General features: G+C 64.4%; 9 protein-coding genes, 1 tRNA gene and 2 pseudogenes. 4 read left to right on the top strand and 8 right to left on the bottom strand.

What is annotated here, in order from left to right; all coding sequences use genetic code 11:
* The 3 genes and pseudogenes from ACM43_RS17115 to chpT form a co-directional block, all read right to left on the bottom strand.
* Positions 1 to 606 (bottom strand): annotated as a pseudogene (locus ACM43_RS17115) (chemotaxis protein CheA); the annotation flags it as partial.
* Positions 607 to 864: 258 nt separating this feature from the next.
* A pseudogene (locus ACM43_RS17110) lies at positions 865 to 1,762 on the bottom strand (Hpt domain-containing protein); the annotation flags it as partial.
* A gap of 250 nt (positions 1,763 to 2,012) precedes the next feature.
* A complete protein-coding gene (chpT, locus tag ACM43_RS17105) occupies positions 2,013 to 2,666 on the bottom strand; it encodes a histidine phosphotransferase ChpT (protein WP_271541498.1) in 654 nt (217 codons plus the stop codon).
* Positions 2,667 to 2,866: 200 nt separating this feature from the next.
* Here chpT and ACM43_RS17100 point away from each other — a divergent pair, with 200 nt between their 5' ends.
* Positions 2,867 to 3,691: a 3'(2'),5'-bisphosphate nucleotidase CysQ family protein gene (locus ACM43_RS17100; protein ID WP_271541496.1), complete on the top strand. Its 825-nt coding sequence runs from the start codon at positions 2,867 to 2,869 to the stop codon at positions 3,689 to 3,691.
* Positions 3,692 to 3,700: 9 nt separating this feature from the next.
* Here ACM43_RS17100 and ACM43_RS17095 read toward each other — a convergent pair whose 3' ends face one another.
* On the bottom strand, positions 3,701 to 4,186 hold the full coding sequence (locus ACM43_RS17095; protein WP_157284948.1) for a YHS domain-containing (seleno)protein: 486 nt from the start codon (positions 4,184 to 4,186) through the stop codon (positions 3,701 to 3,703).
* A 139-nt stretch (positions 4,187 to 4,325) separates the two neighbouring features.
* Here ACM43_RS17095 and ACM43_RS17090 point away from each other — a divergent pair, with 139 nt between their 5' ends.
* The 3 genes from ACM43_RS17090 (at position 4,326) to ACM43_RS17080 (ending at position 6,573) form a co-directional block, all read left to right on the top strand.
* On the top strand, positions 4,326 to 4,931 hold the full coding sequence (locus tag ACM43_RS17090) for a DUF1134 domain-containing protein (protein WP_157284949.1): 606 nt from the start codon (positions 4,326 to 4,328) through the stop codon (positions 4,929 to 4,931).
* Positions 4,932 to 5,051: 120 nt separating this feature from the next.
* Positions 5,052 to 6,350, top strand: a complete 1,299-nt coding sequence (locus ACM43_RS17085) for a hypothetical protein (protein ID WP_271541494.1) — start codon at positions 5,052 to 5,054, stop codon at positions 6,348 to 6,350.
* Positions 6,351 to 6,498: 148 nt separating this feature from the next.
* Positions 6,499 to 6,573: transfer RNA gene (locus tag ACM43_RS17080), tRNA-Val, on the top strand.
* A gap of 288 nt (positions 6,574 to 6,861) precedes the next feature.
* On the opposite strand, the gene ACM43_RS17075 is transcribed toward ACM43_RS17080, so the two are convergent.
* The 4 genes from ACM43_RS17075 to ACM43_RS17060 form a co-directional block, all read right to left on the bottom strand.
* On the bottom strand, positions 6,862 to 7,404 hold the full coding sequence (locus ACM43_RS17075; RefSeq protein ID WP_271541492.1) for a 2'-5' RNA ligase family protein: 543 nt from the start codon (positions 7,402 to 7,404) through the stop codon (positions 6,862 to 6,864).
* A gap of 69 nt (positions 7,405 to 7,473) precedes the next feature.
* The gene (locus ACM43_RS17070; RefSeq protein WP_271541490.1) at positions 7,474 to 8,313 is read right to left on the bottom strand and encodes a universal stress protein; all 840 of its coding nucleotides are present in this window, start codon (positions 8,311 to 8,313) and stop codon (positions 7,474 to 7,476) included.
* 118 nt (positions 8,314 to 8,431) lie between these two features.
* On the bottom strand, positions 8,432 to 8,821 hold the full coding sequence (locus ACM43_RS17065) for a response regulator (RefSeq protein ID WP_036009791.1): 390 nt from the start codon (positions 8,819 to 8,821) through the stop codon (positions 8,432 to 8,434).
* Complete coding sequence (locus ACM43_RS17060) at positions 8,818 to 12,930, bottom strand: GAF domain-containing protein (protein ID WP_271541488.1); 4,113 nt, start codon at positions 12,928 to 12,930, stop codon at positions 8,818 to 8,820. The genes ACM43_RS17065 and ACM43_RS17060 overlap by 4 nt, the downstream gene beginning before the upstream one ends.
* Between the last annotated feature and the right edge of the window lie 40 nt (positions 12,931 to 12,970).

Raw genomic sequence — 12,970 nt, 5'->3', positions numbered from 1 at the left:
GAGATGGATCAGCGGCAGCAGCTTGTTGCGCAACCTGAGCACCGCGGTGTCCTTGATGCGCTCGATGCGGTGCTCGGAGTTGGCGCGGGCGCGGACCAATTCCACGACCGAGAGCTGCGGGATCGCGAAGCGGTCGCCGGCGGCTTCGACGATCAGCGCCGAGACGATGGCGAGCGTCAGCGGGATCTTGATGGTGACGGAGCTTCCTTCGCCCGCCACGCTCTTGATGTCGATGGTGCCGCCGATCTGGTCGATATTGGTGCGGACCACGTCCATGCCGACGCCGCGGCCCGACACCGAGGTGATGGCAGCGGCAGTGGAGAAGCCCGGCGCGAAGATGAACTTGTGGATCTGGGCTTCGCTCATCTTCTCGAGCTCGGCCTCGGTGACGAGACCGGACGAGAGCGCCTTGGCCTTGATCTTCTCGGTGTTGAGGCCTCTGCCGTTGTCGGCGATGCAGATGATGATGTGGCCGCCCTCGTGATAGGCGGACAGGCGAATGGTGCCCTGCTCGCCCTTGCCGCTGGCGAGGCGCTCGGCGGGGGTCTCGAGGCCATGATCGGCGGAGTTGCGCACCATGTGGGTGAGCGGGTCCTTGATCAGGCCCCCCCCCCCCCCCCCCCCCCCCCCCCCCCCCCCCCCCCCCCCCCCCCCCCCCCCCCCCCCCCCCCCCCCCCCCCCCCCCCCCCCCCCCCCCCCCCCCCCCCCCCCCCCCCCCCCCCCCCCCCCCCCCCCCCCCCCCCCCCCCCCCCCCCCCCCCCCCCCCCCCCCCCCCCCCCCCCCCCCCCCCCCCCCCCCCCCCCCCCCCCCCCCCCCCCCCCCCCCCCCCCCCCCCCCCCCCCCCCCCCCCCCCCCCCCCCCCCCCCCCCCCCAGCTTCTGCCAGGCATTGCCGATCGGCTGCATGCGCGTCTTCATGACGCCTTCCTGCAGCTCGGCGGTGACGTTGGAAAGGCGCTGCAAGGGCACCTTGAACTCGGTGTCCTCGTTGCGGCGGGAGATCTCCAGCAGCTGGTTGCGGGTCAGGACCAGCTCGGAGACCATGGTCATCAGGTGCTCCAGCGTATCCACGTTGACGCGGATCGACTGGTTGGCGATGCGGTCGCCCTCGCCCGCCATCTCGTCGGCCATCGACTTCTTCGGCGCGGCCTTCTCCTTGGCGGGCTTTGCGGCAACGGGCGCTTCAGCAGCCGGCGCGGGCTCGGCCTTGACCTCAGCCTTGGCCACGGGCGCGGGCACCGGCGCTTCGATCGCGGTCTCGCGGAAGGCGCGCTCGAGCTCGTCGAGCGAGACCTCGCCCGGACGCAAGGGACGCTCCAGGGTCTGATCGACCAGCGTGCCCATGGTCATCTCCTTGGCGGGCGCCGGTGCGGCGGCCGGGGCTTCCGGCGCCAGCGGCGGAGCTTCAGTGACGGGAGCGCTGCCTGCCGCCATGGCGGCCATGCCCTGCTCGACCATCGCTTCCAGCTTGTCGATGAGGTCGCGGTCGTTGCCTTCAGGCTCGGCCTCGGTCGCCTCCAAGCCAGCCAAAATCTCCTTGATGCGGTCGATCGAGGACAGGATCACCGTCACCGCCTCGGCAGTCACAGGCATGCCGTCGCGGAACTTGCCCATCAGGGTCTCGCCGGCATGGGCCAGCGCTTCCAGCCGCGGCAGTCCGAGGAAGCCGCAGGTGCCCTTGATGGTGTGGACCAGGCGGAAGATGTTATCCAGGATCTTGGCGTTGTTCGGCTCCTGCTCGAACTTCACCAGCTGATTGTCCACGGTGTCCAGGCTCTCGCTGGTCTCCGTCAGAAACTCCCGCAACAGATCATCCATGAAAACAGGCCTTCATACAGGAAAGGCGCGCACGAGGCGTGATGCGCCATTTCGGAATGGGGCCAGCTTCACCGCAAAGCGTTTAATATTGGTTGAGTATGTGCAAAAGAACGGCACCAACAAAGAGATAAGGCGCTCCGGACAAGCCGAAGCGCCTCGTAAAGAATAGATTAAGAGGTCGGGCGCGACGCGCCGTTTACGAAGCGGTAACGATGATGGCTTCGCCTTCCGGCTTGAGCGTCACCGTGAGCCCGCAGGCCTGCGCCAGCAGCCGCGTATAGTAAGGCTGGATCGCATGCGCATCGGCAGCCGGCCCGCGCTCGCCGCTCAGGAGCTCGGAGATGTTCTGCGGCAGGCGTGCATTGTGTCCGGTCGCGGTGATGCGGAAGCTCATCGCCTCGCCCTCGCCGACCGGATCGACCGTCAGCATGCCGCCGCGCGGGATCGTGTGCTGGGCGACGACCAGCATGTTGAGCAGCAGCTTGACGCGGTTCTTCGGCAGCAGCAGCCGCGGCAGATTCCAGGTGATCGAGCACTTGCCGTCCTCGATATGGCCCTTCGCCATGGTCTGGGCATCGCCGAGATCGATCTGCGCGCCGGAGGAGCCGGCCGCGCCGAAGGCAAGACGGCAGAACTGGAGCCGGGCGGAGGCCGTCTTGGCGCTCTTGCGAATCAGGTCAAGCGCGAACTCGCGATCCTCGGGCTTGGGATCGTCGTCGAGCACTTCGAGCCCGTTGACGATGGCGCCGACGGGGCTGATGAGATCGTGGCAGACCCGCGAGCACAGCAGCGCGGCGAGTTCGAGCATATCGGGAGCGGCAGTGGTCGCGGGCGACGAAGCGTCAGACATATAATGGGGTCCTGGAGGGTTCCTTGCACGGCGCTGGACGCCGCGAATCACGCATGCTTGACGGATGCTGCGGGTTCTAACATTCGCAACCCCGCGGCAGCTAGCTTGCGATCGGTTCGAGGCGGCCCTAAGCCCCAAGCGAATCGATCGGGGCGAATCAGTGGATGAGGAACGATATTGCTGACAGATGAGGCATCCAGGTGAAGCGGACCATTGACGGAGCGGCCGCTGCCGGCCTGATGGAGCCGCTGACTGCGCTGGTGGTGGAGGCGGGCGAAGCGATCCTCGCCGTCAACCGCGCGGCCATGCGGATCGACGGCAAGCAGGATGGCTCGCCGGTGACCGAGGCCGACCTTGCCGCCGACCGCATCATCGCGGACGGACTCGCGCAGCTCGCGGGCGACGTTCCGACGCTGTCGGAGGAGCGGACCCAGCTCGCCTCCCCGCCGTTCCAGGGCAGCTTCTTCCTGATTGATCCGCTCGACGGCACCAAGGAGTTCCTCGCCGGCCGCGACGAGTTCACCGTCAACCTCGCCTTGGTGACGGACGGCGTGCCGCTGCTCGGCATCGTCTCCGCACCCGCACTCGGCCTGCTGTGGCGCGGCATCGTCGGCCGCGGCGCCGAGCGCGTGAGGTTCAACGGCGCGACGATCGCCGCCGCCGAGCCGATCCGCACCCGCAAGCTGCCGACGCGCGGGGAGCCCTGGATCGCCGCAGTGAGCCGTTCGCACGGCGATGCCAGAAGCGAGGCGTTCATCGCCGACAGGCCCAATGCCGTCAGGATGACGTGCGGCTCGGCCGTGAAATTCGGCCGCATCGCGGAAGGCAGCGCCGACATCTATCCACGTTTCGGGCCGACCTCGGAATGGGACGTCGGGGCCGGCTGCGCGGTCGTGACCGCGGCCGGCGGCAAGGTGACAGACGGCAAGGGCGGCGAGCTCCGATTCGGCCAGCGCAGCGACACCGGCTTCATCATCCCGGAGTTCATCGCCTGGGGCGACAAGCAGGCGGTAGGCTGCGACTGACCGGGCTCGTTACTGCCCGAGCTTCTCCTGCAGGGCCGGCCAACGCTTACCCACCTCATAGAGGAAGCGCTCGGGATCGGCGACGAAGGCGTCGCGATTGTCTTCCCGGCTGAACAAATAGAGCCGCTGCGCCACGATCGCGAAGAAATGCGGATTGGCGGCGACGGTGATGCCGCGGGCGATATCGACCGGATCATAACCGCCGAATTGCGGTCCGTAGATTTCGGGATGGGCCTGGAAAGAGGCGCGGTTGCCCTCGTTCCGGAAGCGCCAGACGGCCCCCCAGAGGTTCGCCTCGAACTCCGCCGTCCCCTGCACGGCCGCACCGGCGACGAAATAGGCGACGGGGTCGAAACCCTCGATGGCGACGCCGCTGAAGCGATTGACGACGATCCGCTCAGTGGTGGCGGCCCCTGTCGGTCCGCCGGCACCGAGGATCCAAATGCCGGCCAGCAGGCAGAGGCGGCGGGCGATCAAGGCAATTCCGGGGCGCAAAGGGCTATCTTCCTGCCGTTGTGCCGTCATAGTTGCTGCGGATAACATCCGAGTCGAGGGGACACCCGGCGCAACCTAGAGCCATGCCTGTTGGCGTGAGGTTAAGGAAGCGACCGGATTCGGTACCAGGGGTTCTTTTATGACTTTCGCATCACGCCTTGCTGCGCTCGCGCTTGCCGCGATGATCGGCTGGATCGTGCCGGCCTCCGCCCAGCAGGCGCCGCCGCCTGACCTGCCGCCGCCGCAGCGGACCCCGACGCCCAATACCTATGGGCCGGACGAGCTCGTTACCGCCGGCCATCGCTTCTTCGGCAACGTCTCGCGCGGGCTTGCCTCGATCATCGAGAAGGCGGTCAGCCAATGGGGCCTGCCGAACGGCTACATCCTGGGTGAGGAAGGCTCCGGCGCCTTCGTCGCCGGCCTGCGCTACGGCGAGGGCACGCTCTACACCAAGAACGCCGGCGACTTGCGCGTCTACTGGCAGGGCCCCTCGCTCGGCTTCGACTGGGGCGGCGACGGCGCCCGCACCATGACGCTGGTCTACAACCTGCCCGCCACCAACGCGATCTACCAGCGCTTCGGCGGCATCGACGGCTCAGCCTACATCATCGGCGGCTTCGGCATGACGGCGCTCACCGCCAACAACATCGTGCTGGTGCCGATCCGCTCCGGGCTCGGCCTGCGCCTCGGCGCCAATATCGGCTATCTCAAATACACCCCGCGGGCGACCTGGAACCCGTTCTAGGCCCGCGTCCTCCCCACTGCCCACCGATCAAGGTTAACGACAGAGCGGGGCTGGCTTTCTGCCGGCCCGCCATGGCATTGTCGTTGGTGAATTTTTCCTTAAGCTTGGGAGTTCTGGCCCATGGTCGAACCGATCATGTACCTGGCGATCGGTTTCCTGCTCTCGATGCTGTGCGGGCTTGCGATCGTGCCGCTGGTGCATAACCGCGCGGTGCGCCTGACCACGCGTCGGTTAGAAGCCGCCACCCCGCTATCGATGGCCGAGATCCAGGCCGACAAGGACCAGCTCCGCGCCGAATTCGCCATGTCCGCCCGGCGACTGGAGATGAGCGTCGAGCAGCTCAAGAACAAGACCACGAGCCAGCTCGCCGAGCTCGGCAAGAAGAGCGACGCCATCAACCGCATGAAGATCGAGCTCGGCGAGAAGAACGCCACCATCTTCGCGCTGGAGGCGCGCGAGAAGGCGGTGAAGGAGCAGCTCCGCGCCACCGAGGAGGAATTCGCCGCCAAGACGGCGTCCTTGCGCGAAGCCGAGATCGCGCTGACGGACAAGCAGGCCGAGCTCGCCAAGATCAACTCCGAACTGTCCGACCGCTCGATGATGGCGGAGAGCCGCCAGGTCGAGCTGGTCGCAGTGCGCGCGCAGATCGAGGAATTGAAGCACCGGGTCGGCGATGCCGAGAAGGAATTTGCCGCCACGCAAGCGCGCCTCGCACAGGAGCGCACCGAATCCGAGACCGCCTCGCGCGAGCTCGGCGAGGCGCGCGGCCGCGTCGAGAATCTGAGCCAGCGCGTCACCGAGCTCGACCGCCAGCTCATCGTGCAGGTCAAGGAGGCCGAGATGCTGTCGAGCCGCGTCGCCGATCTCGAGGGACGCCTTGCCACGCAGGGCAAGCTGCTCGCCGAGCGCGACTACGAGAACAACCAGCTGCGCCAGGCCAACGAGGCCAATGAGCGCACCATCAAGGAGCTGCGCGTCGAGATCGCGGGCCTCAGCGGCGGCAAGTCGTCGGCTGCGATGGATCAGCTGCGCGCGGAAAAGGCCGCGCTGGAGGAGCAGCTGCGCAGCGCACGCGACGAACGCGCGAAACTCCAGCGCGACATCAACGCGATTCAGCAGCAGGCCGAGAGTTCCTGGGCGACCGAGCGCATGGAGAACGCGCTGCTGCGCGAGCGCATCAACGACATCGCGGCCGAAGTCGCCAAGCTGGCGATGCAGCTCGAAGGCCCGAACTCGCCGATCGAGGCGCTGCTCGCAGCCGAGGCCGGCCAGCCGCCGAAGCCGGCGCCGCGCCCGGCCAACGACGCGGCAACCAACGGCGCTCCAGCGCCCCGCCTGCCCGAAGGCGGTGGAACGCTGGCCGAGCGCATCCGTGCGCTCCAGGCCCACGCCTCCCGCGCCCGCCAGCAGGGCGCGTAAGCCGGCCGAAATCCGGCTTCCTGCGACCTGCCGAAGGTTTTCCGCCCCGGCGACGCCTTGAAAACTTGACACCTTCGACCGGCACTTCTAAATCGCGGGCTCCGATGTGCCGGCCGGCCTAGGCTGCAGCCGCCTGCATGATGGTCCCGGGCGCATAGCTCAGCGGGAGAGCGTTCCCTTCACACGGGAGAGGTCCAAGGTTCGATCCCTTGTGCGCCCACCACGCTTCGCCAAAAAAGGCTTCGCGTGGCGCAGCCACCCCCAATGGCAGCGAAGCGTGTCCGGCGTAGCTCGAAGAGCGTAGACGGACCGGGGGTCTTGCTTCCGCTCTGTCAAAAATTCGAAAACAACCCCATGCACAGTAGCCGACCTCAGTCGGATCAATGGGTTACGATTTTTCCGAATTTTTCTTGCTCCGTCGGGCAAAACAGGGGCATGATGGCATCATCGGGAGAGTGCACAGATGATCATCGCCTGGGCGGCCGGACGCATCGATGAGCGGGACGTTGGCTCACGGAGCCCGAACCGGCAATCTCTGCTCCGCAACCACGCGCACTGGCGGAAAAGAAACGCAATCCACGACGTCGAACAGCACGCTGATGCTGCCGCTGAATGACTCCGCGAAAGCGATCGCGTCATCGCGCTTTGCATCGGCGATTTGTGTGCCGAGCGTGCAATGAGGTCGCCAGTTTTCCGGCCGATAATGCAGCCGACACAAGGCTGGATCGATTGCAGCGCTGATGGAAGCGTGCCACCGGACGAGCGTTTCATCGAACTCCGGCTCCGCCCAGAGCACGAGTGGCGGACCTGCGAACCAACGAATTCGCTTGAACCCGACCTGCAATGGCCCTTCGCCTCCAACTGCGCGGAGCATGGTCTCCCACGCGGTCTTGGCGGCAATCTCGGGCGCATCATAAATGGCGAATGTAAAATGCGGCCGATAGCCGAGACCCCTCATCGAAGGCTGGCTCTCAAACGCGGCAACTTCATCCCACAAGGCTTCGATCCGCTCTGCGGAGGAATCGTCGGACCGAATGTTGATAGCCAAAGCCATGCGCCGGTCGCTCTGTGAGGCAATGGATTTTTGCCTCACCAATGGCGACAAAACCAGGCCTTTTGTGCGCTAGTGAGCCATAAGGACGGGGATATCCGCGTGCTCCATGATATAGCTGGTCGCTCCACCGAATATCATCTGCCGTAGCCGCGTGCGGGTGAAGGCTCCTTTGATCAATAGATCGCAACCGTGTGCCCTGGCGGCATCGAGGACCGCCTCACCAGTTTCGCGCCCGTCCAACTCAACGCTGATCAAGCTGGCCGCAATGCCATTGTATTGGAGTTGCCGAGCGATCTGACCGGCAGACGGTCCTGGCACCGCTTGGCCGCCGACAACGGTTAGGACCGATACCCTTTCGGCCAGACGAAGCAGCGGCATGGCAAATGCGTTTGCCCGAGCTTGCTCGGTACTCCCGTTCCAGTGGATCATAATGTTTGTTGCGACGCTTCTTGGTCCATTCGACGGCGCCAGTAGAACGGGCCTGCCGCTCTCAAACAGCGCGGACTCAATCGCGCGGCGGTGAGGGCCCGCAGCATCAATATCAGACCGCGCCATCACGATCAGATCGAAAGCGCGCCCATAACTTCCGACAAAGTCTTCGCCCTCAGGCGCGGTCTCCAGCCAGCCGAAGCAAGGCGGGTTCGACCCTGCGGTGGCGCGGGGAACATCATGCTTCAGCATGAATGCTTCAAAAAAGTTGCGCATGTCGTTCAGTTCGGCTTCGCTCTTCACTTGATACGAATCCAGGAGAATGCCGGTGGCCAATTCGGCGGCCGCATATTGTGGGATGCCGAACCGGAGTGGAAAACCTTCGATATAGGCGCCGGAGCGACGCGCTAGGCCTACGGCCACAGCGAGCGTGGCTGTCATCATCGGAATATTCTGAAGCGGGACCAGGAGCGTCTTCATTTCGAATCTCCGATTTTCTGACGAAGATTGACGGTGGATGCATGCTCTCAATTGGGGCGGCGTCTGCAACAGCTTCACTTTGCGAGCCGCTCTGGTTTACCACCGGCAACGGTTGCAATCATGCGGCCTGCTCAAGCCTCGCATCGATCTCCTGGCGCAGCGCGGCGAAGTCGATTGGCTTGGTCAACAGGTCGGCGGCGCCCTTCTCCAGCGCCTTGCGCTTGGTCTCGGCATCACCGTAGGCCGTGATCATGATAACCGGTACATCGGGGCGGGCCGAGCGCACGATAGGCAGCATCTCCAGTCCGCTCATTCCGGGCATGTTGATGTCGGACAGGATCAGAATCAGGGTGGCATCCGCAATCTCGGCCGCGCGCTGCAATGCCAGGGGCGCCGAGGATACAAACTCCATCAGAAAACGACCGGCGCGCAGATCGCGCCGAAACTGCTGCCGGAACAGCGCCTCGACATCGGGCTCGTCGTCGACCACCATGATATAGACGCTCAACTTCTGCCTCCGCTCTGCAATGGTGCCGCCCGCGTACGTGGCAGCGTAATGATGAACTCGGTATACTCGCCCGGCTCGGTATCGACCTCGATGCTGCCGCCGTGCTGCTTCACGATGATGTCGTGGCAGATCGAAAGCCCAAGGCCAGTTCCTTCGCCGGCCGGCTTGGTCGTGAAGAATGGATTGAATATCTTCTCTCTGACGTCGGCCGGAATGCCGGTGCCATTGTCGCGGATGCGGATTTCGACGGCGCCGCCGAGGTCTGTGGTCGTCGCGCGCAGCCTTGGCTCGAAGCCGTCGCCGGCGGCGTCCCTTTGCTTGCTGGCTGCGTAGAAACCGTTTGACACCAGATTGAGGAACACCCGGGTGATTTCCTGCGGATACAGCTCGAGCGCTCCCGCAGACGGATCGAGTTGTCTTTCAAGCGTGATGTTGAAGCCGGCTCTTTCCGCGCGGGCTCCGTGATAGGCCAGGTTAAGACTTTCCTCGAGGATGGCGTTGATGTCCGCCGCGCGGCGTTCGCCAGACCCTTCGCGGGAGTGCAGAAGCATATTCTTGACAATGGAATCGGCGCGCGTTCCGTGCTGCACGATCTTTTCCAGGTTACCTTGCAGCATGTGGATCAGCGCATCGATGTCCTGCCTTTCCGCCTCGCCCAGGCTGGCTGAGCGCAGCGCTTCGCCGAGCTCGTCGGTGAGTTCGGAGGACAGCGCAGCAAAATTGTTGACGAAATTGAGCGGGTTCTTGATCTCGTGCGCAATGCCGGCGGTGAGTTGCCCGAGCGAGGCAAGTTTCTCGGTCTGGATCAGACGATCCTGCGCATTTCGCAATTCCTCGAGCGATTGCGACAATTCCATGGTGCGCTCGCGCAGTTCATTCAGCAGGCGTGCATTCTCGATCGCGATCACGCCCTGATGTGCGAAGTTGGACACGAGCTCGATCTGCTTGTCTGTGAACGGTTTCACTTCCTGGCGGAAGATCGTGATGGTGCCAATCAGCTCATCTTCCTTGAGCATGGGCACGATGACGAGGGTCCTTGCGCCGGCGAGGTCAGCGAGCGCGCGAACATTGGGGTTGCCTTCAATATAGGGCGGCTGCGTCCTGATGTCGTCGATATGAACCGTCTGATGAGTCTTCTCGACGGTGCCGAGCCCGCTCGCGGGATGCGGGCGAATGTTCTGGTACAGCCGGGTATCGACATAAGCTTGCGGCGCGTTGTGCAATGCGACCGTGCGAAAACCGCCCTCCTCGTAGAGATTCATGGTGCCAAAGCCGGCGCCGCAAATTCGCGTCGCATTCTCCAGCATCTTGTGAAAGACAGGGGTGAGTGCGCCCGATGAAGCGCTTATGATTTCCAGCACCTCCGACGTTGCCGTCTGCCGCTCGAGCGATTCATTCAATTGCTCGAACAGACGCACATTGCCGATGGCGATAACAGCCTGATCGGCAAAGGTCTGCAGCAAGGTGATCTGCTTGTCGTCGAATGGGCGCACCTCCATACGACGCAGCACGATCGCCCCCATGCTCTCGCCTTCGCGCAAGAGCGGCACACTCAAAACAGTCCGAACGTTCGAGCGAGCCGCATATTCGCGTCCTATCGGGTATTCCTCTCCATCGGGCCCAAGCAAGTCGTGCACTTGAACGGTGCGACGATCGACAATTGCCCGGCCGGTGGGCGATTTGACACTGATCGCCCGCCGGCTCCACACCACGGGAACTTGGCCATGATGCGCCTCGATGACGATATCGTCGCCATCCCTCAGAACGACCAGCGCATCATATGCCTCGCAAAGCCCGCATGCGCTTTCCACGATCGCCTTGAGCACCGGTCCGACTTCAGTCGGAGAGGAAGCGATGACCCGCAAGATATTGGCGCTGCCGGTCTGGTACGTCAGCGCCTCGGATAGATCTCGCGTCCTGGTTTGCAATTGTTCGAAGAGCCGGACATTCTCGATGGCGATCACCGCCTGGTCGGCAAAGGTCTGCACGATCTCGATCTGTCGCTGGGTAAATGGGCCCGGCTCCGGTCGCGCCAAACTGAGAACCCCGATCGAGGTGCCCTCGCGTATTAGCGGTATGTTGAGGGTCGCGCGATAGCCGCCGATTCTCGCGAGGTCGTGCCGCGAGAAGTCGGGGTCTTTCATGAGATCGGCGACATGGTCGACGCGGCCAGTGAGCGCTGCCCGGCCGCTCGGCGTGTCGCGGCTCGGCGCAAGCGGCTGGCTCTTGCGTAGCGCGACCCATTCCGGTGGGTTGTTATGGGAGGCTTCCAGGTGCAGCAACCCATCGCGAATGAGATAGATCGCGGCTCTGGGGTCGCCGCAGAGCCGTGCGGCCGAGCTGACAAGCGTCTCGAGAACATTGGGCAAATCGAACGCCGAACGGCTGATCACCTTCAGCACGTCGGCCGTTGCGGTCTGCTGGCGCAGCGACTCGCTGAGATCCTCAGTACGTTCGCGCAACTCCTTGAGCAACCGCGCATTCTCGATGGCGATCACCGCCTGGTCGGCAAATGTGGCGACGAGCTCGATCTGCTTTTCGGTGAAGGGCTGCACGCGCTTGCGGGCAATCACGATTGCGCCGATCGGCTCATTCTCGCGCAGAAGGGGAACACCGAGCGCCGTGCGTTGACCAGCGATCGTGATCGACGCCTGCAGGCCGTATTCGGGATCGGCAGCGACGTCGAGGATTTGCACCGGACGGCGTTCGAGGACGGCCCGACCCGTGACCGTGGCCCGTCCGGGGGCGATCGGATGAGCCTGCAGAAAGGCAATGTAGTCCTCGGAAAACCCGACCGCCGCTCCGGCCTGATATTCATCGCCCTCGCGGCGCATGACGAATGCCATCTCCGCTTCGCACAGCCGTGCCGCCGACTCGACCAGCGTGTCGAGCACGGTTTGCAGATCGAAGGTCGAGCGGCTGATCACTTTCAGCACATCGGCCGTCGCAGTTTGCTGCTGGAGCGACTCGGCGAGGTCGCGCGTCTTCGCCTGGACCTCATCGAACAGCCGCACATTTTCGATCGCGATCACGGCCTGATCAGCGAAAGTGGAGACAAGGTCGATCTGCTTGTCCGTGAACGAGTTCGCGGTCTTGCGGCCCAGGAATAGCACGCCGATCACTTCTCCGGACCGAAGCAGGGGTACGCCCAGAAGGGTGCGGTAACCGCCGGCCCTCTGTTGCTCGGGATAGGCATAGTCGGGATCGACCAGGACATCCGGGATCTGAACGGCCTTGCCGCACAGCAGGACGCGCCCGACCAGGCTACCGCGTCCGGGATTGAGCCGAATGCCCGCCGAGACCTTGGCCCATTCGGGCGAGAAATTGTACCGAGTTGCATGAGAGTAGGCACCATCGGCGTCCTGCCGGACGATTGCCGCCATGTCGGCGCCACACAGCGACGCCGCCGATTCCGTCAGCGTGTCGAGAACCGTCTGCAGATCGAACGCGGAGCGGCTGATGACCTTCAACACATCCGCGGTCGCGGTCTGCTGCTGCAGCGATTCCCGCAAATCGTCGGTACGCGCCTGCACCTCGTCGAACAGCCGCGCGTTCTCTATGGCGATGACAGCCTGGTCGGCGAAGGTCTGCAGAAGCTGCACGTGATGCGGAGCGAAGGCCCCCGGCTCCGCTCGCGTGACGCTGATCATGCCGATCACCGTGCCGCCGGTCGCGAGCGGAACGAACAACATGCTGCGAAAGCCGCGGGCACGCGCGATGAACTTGATGTCATTCGTCAGCGCTTCCGTATCGGGGGTCGGCACCACCTTGCCGGCCTCTGTCCTCGCAAAACTCTCGAAATCGGCGATCGGACGCGGAAACATCTTCTTCAAGGCTTCATCGGCGGCAGAATTCGTCGGCGTGAACGCCGCCAAGTGGGCATTGCCGTCGATGAAGCGGAATACGGTCGTCGAAAAGCCGCCGAGCAAGGCATTTGCGCGCCTCGCGATAGCATCGAATACCGGCTTTACCTCCGATGGCGAACTGGCAATGATCTTGAGAATGTCCGCAGTGGCGGTCTCGCGATCTTGTGCGGCGCGCAACTCGGCCAGGAGCCGCGCGTTCTCCTGCTGCAATTCCGCCACAACGTCCTGAGGAAGCGCGGCCATGATGAAAATCCACGTCGCCAGCCGGTTCGCGGCCGACGTC

Source organism: Bradyrhizobium sp. CCBAU 45321, assembly GCF_028128975.1.
GTDB lineage: Bacteria > Pseudomonadota > Alphaproteobacteria > Rhizobiales > Xanthobacteraceae > Bradyrhizobium > Bradyrhizobium yuanmingense.
Note: the sequence above shows the minus strand (reverse complement) of the source record. Positions and strands in the feature narration are given on the sequence as shown.

Coding starts and splice junctions, on each gene's coding strand:
- chpT (WP_271541498.1), bottom strand. CDS start 2,666: ATGTCTGACGCTTCGTCGCCCGCGACCACTGCCGCTCCCGATATGCTC.
- ACM43_RS17090 (WP_157284949.1), top strand. CDS start 4,326: ATGACTTTCGCATCACGCCTTGCTGCGCTCGCGCTTGCCGCGATGATC.
- ACM43_RS17085 (WP_271541494.1), top strand. CDS start 5,052: ATGGTCGAACCGATCATGTACCTGGCGATCGGTTTCCTGCTCTCGATG.
- ACM43_RS17075 (WP_271541492.1), bottom strand. CDS start 7,404: ATGGCTTTGGCTATCAACATTCGGTCCGACGATTCCTCCGCAGAGCGG.
- ACM43_RS17070 (WP_271541490.1), bottom strand. CDS start 8,313: ATGAAGACGCTCCTGGTCCCGCTTCAGAATATTCCGATGATGACAGCC.
- ACM43_RS17060 (WP_271541488.1), bottom strand. CDS start 12,930: ATGGCCGCGCTTCCTCAGGACGTTGTGGCGGAATTGCAGCAGGAGAAC.